Here is a 3,355-nt window from a genome sequence, read left to right as displayed (position 1 = left end):
CATCAACAGCAAGCCGATTTCGGCTGCGCTGAAAGAGTTCTTCGGTGCATCGCAACTCTCGCAGTTCATGGACCAGACCAACCCGCTGGCCGAAATCACCCACAAGCGCCGTGTTTCGGCCCTTGGCCCGGGCGGTTTGACCCGCGAACGCGCCGGCTTTGAAGTGCGTGACGTGCACGTCACCCATTACGGACGCGTCTGCCCGATTGAAACGCCTGAAGGTCCGAACATCGGCCTGATCAACTCGCTGGCCCTGTATGCCCGCCTCAACGAATACGGTTTCATTGRAACGCCGTATCGCCGTGTGGTGGACGCCAAGATCACCGACCAGATCGACTACCTGTCGGCCATCGAAGAAGGCAAATACGTCATCGCCCAGGCCAACGCGGCTCTGGATGATGCAGGCAAGCTGACCGGTGACCTCGTGTCTGCCCGGGAAAACGGTGAGTCCGTCCTGGTGGGCGCAGAACGCGTCCAGTACATGGACGTGTCTCCTGCACAGATCGTCTCGGTGGCGGCTTCCCTGGTTCCGTTCCTGGAGCACGATGACGCCAACCGCGCTTTGATGGGCGCCAACATGTCCCGTCAGGCCGTGCCTGTACTTCGTCCCGAAAAGCCGCTGGTCGGCACGGGCATTGAGCGGGTTGCTGCGGTTGACTCCGGCACCGTGGTGACTGCCAACCGTGGCGGTGTGGTGGACTACGTTGATGCCACCCGCATCGTGGTGCGCGTGAATGATGCAGAAGCCCTCGCCGGCGAAGTCGGTGTGGACATCTACAATCTGATCAAGTACCAGCGTTCCAACCAGAACACCAACATCCACCAGCGTCCTATCGTCAAGATCGGCGACAAGCTGGCCAAGGGTGATGTGATTGCCGACGGTGCATCGACTGACCTGGGCGAAATCGCCATTGGCCAGAACATGCTGATCGCGTTCATGCCGTGGAACGGCTACAACTTCGAGGATTCGATCCTGATTTCCGAGCGCGTGGTGGCTGAAGACCGCTACACCTCGATTCACATCGAAGAACTCGTCGTGATGGCCCGTGACACCAAGCTGGGTGCCGAAGAAATCACGCGCGACATTCCCAACCTGTCCGAGCAACAGCTGAACCGCCTCGACGAATCCGGCATCATTTATGTCGGCGCTGAAGTCCAGCCGGGCGACACGCTGGTCGGCAAGGTCACGCCCAAGGGCGAGACCACGCTGACACCGGAAGAAAAGCTGCTACGCGCCATCTTCGGCGAAAAGGCCAGCGATGTGAAAGACACCTCGCTGCGCGTGAGCCAGGGCTCGCAAGGCACCGTGATCGACGTGCAGGTCTTCACCCGTGAAGGCATTGTGCGCGACAAGCGTGCCCAGCAGATCATCGACGACGAACTCAAGCGTTTCCGCCTGGACCTGAACGACCAGCTGCGCATTGTGGAAGCCGACGCCTTCGACCGCATCGAAAAGCTGTTGATCGGCAAGGTTGCCAATGGCGGTCCGAAGAAGCTGGCCAAGGGCACCAAGATCGACAAGGCCTATTTGGCCGATGTCGAGAAGTACCACTGGTTTGACATTCGTCCTGCCGATGACGAAGTGGCTGCGCAGCTCGAAAGCGTCAAGAACTCGATGGAGCAGACGCGCCACAGCTTTGACCTGTCTTTCGAAGAAAAGCGCAAGAAACTCACGCAGGGCGACGAATTGCCAGCGGGCGTGCTCAAGATGGTCAAGGTTTACCTTGCCGTCAAGCGCCGCCTGCAGCCTGGCGACAAGATGGCTGGCCGTCACGGCAACAAGGGTGTCGTGTCCAAGATCGTTCCGGTCGAAGATATGCCGCACATGGCCGATGGCACACCGTGCGACATCGTGCTGAACCCGCTGGGCGTGCCTTCGCGGATGAACGTGGGCCAGGTGCTTGAGGTGCATCTGGGCTGGGCCGCCAAGGGCCTGGGCCATCGCATTGGGGACATGCTGCAAGCCGAAGCCAAGGTGCAGGAAATCCGCAAGTTCATGGAAACGATCTACAACAAGTCAGGCCGCGCAGAGGACCTGGCGAAGTTGTCGGATACCGACATCATCGAGATGGCCGGCAACCTGACCACCGGCGTGCCTTTTGCCACTCCCGTGTTTGACGGTGCTTCCGAGGCCGAGATCATGGGCATGCTCCAGCTGGCTTATCCGGACGACATTGCCAAGGCCAAGGGCCTGACGGCGACACGTACCCAGGCTCAGCTGTATGACGGCCGCACGGGCGATGCGTTCGAGCGCACGACCACGGTGGGCTACATGCACTTCCTGAAACTTCACCATCTGGTGGACGACAAGATGCACGCGCGCTCGACCGGTCCTTACTCGCTCGTTACCCAGCAGCCGCTGGGCGGCAAGGCGCAGTTCGGTGGACAGCGTTTCGGCGAGATGGAGGTCTGGGCGCTGGAAGCGTACGGCGCCGCCTACACGCTGCAGGAAATGCTCACCGTCAAGTCCGACGACGTACAGGGCCGCACCAAGGTCTACGAAAGCATCGTCAAGGGCGAGCACGCGATCACGGCCGGCATGCCCGAGTCGTTCAACGTGCTGGTCAAGGAAATCCGCTCGCTCGGTATCGACATCGAACTCGAACGCAGCTAATCAACAGGAAAGAAAAGGATTTAACTCATGAAATCATTACTCGACCTGTTCAAGCAATTCACGCCGGATGAGCATTTCGATGCCATCAAGATCGGCATGGCTTCGCCCGAAAAGATCCGCTCGTGGTCTTTCGGCGAAGTGAAGAAGCCTGAAACCATCAACTACCGTACCTTCAAGCCGGAGCGCGACGGTCTTTTTTGCGCCAAGATCTTTGGCCCCATCAAGGACTACGAATGCCTGTGCGGCAAGTACAAGCGCCTGAAGCATCGCGGTGTCATCTGCGAAAAGTGCGGCGTTGAAGTCACGCAGACCAAGGTTCGCCGCGAGCGCATGGGGCACATCGACCTGGCCGCACCGTGTGCGCACATCTGGTTCCTGAAGTCGTTGCCGTCGCGCCTGGGCCTGGTGCTCGACATGACGCTGCGCGACATCGAACGCGTGCTGTACTTCGAAGCATATGTCGTTACCGATCCCGGCATGACCCCGCTGAAGAAATTCAGCATCATGTCGGAAGACGACTATGACGCCAAGCGCAAGGAATACGGTGATGAATACACCGCCAAGATGGGCGCCGAAGGCATCAAGGACCTGCTCGAAGGGCTGGATCTCGACGTTGAAATCGAGAAGCTGCGCAATGACCTGACCGGCTCCGAAATCAAGATCAAGAAAAACGCCAAGCGCTTGAAATTGATGGAAGCGTTCAAGAAGTCCGGCATCAAGCCGGGCTGGATGGTGCTGGAC

General features: G+C 59.2%; 1 protein-coding gene and 1 pseudogene. Both read left to right on the top strand.

Features of this window, described 5'->3' with window-relative positions:
- The coding region (gene rpoB / locus AC1DWI_RS17210; protein ID WP_477725287.1) for a DNA-directed RNA polymerase subunit beta at nt 1–2,614 on the top strand (2,614 nt) is incomplete at its 5' end.
- Nucleotides 2,615–2,641: 27 nt separating this feature from the next.
- Nucleotides 2,642–3,355, top strand: a pseudogene (locus AC1DWI_RS17205) (DNA-directed RNA polymerase subunit beta'); the annotation flags it as partial.

This window comes from Polaromonas sp. P3_C2, from assembly GCF_056402675.1.
The sequence above is the reverse complement of the archived record's forward strand: the minus strand, read 5'-3'. Positions and strand labels throughout refer to the sequence as shown.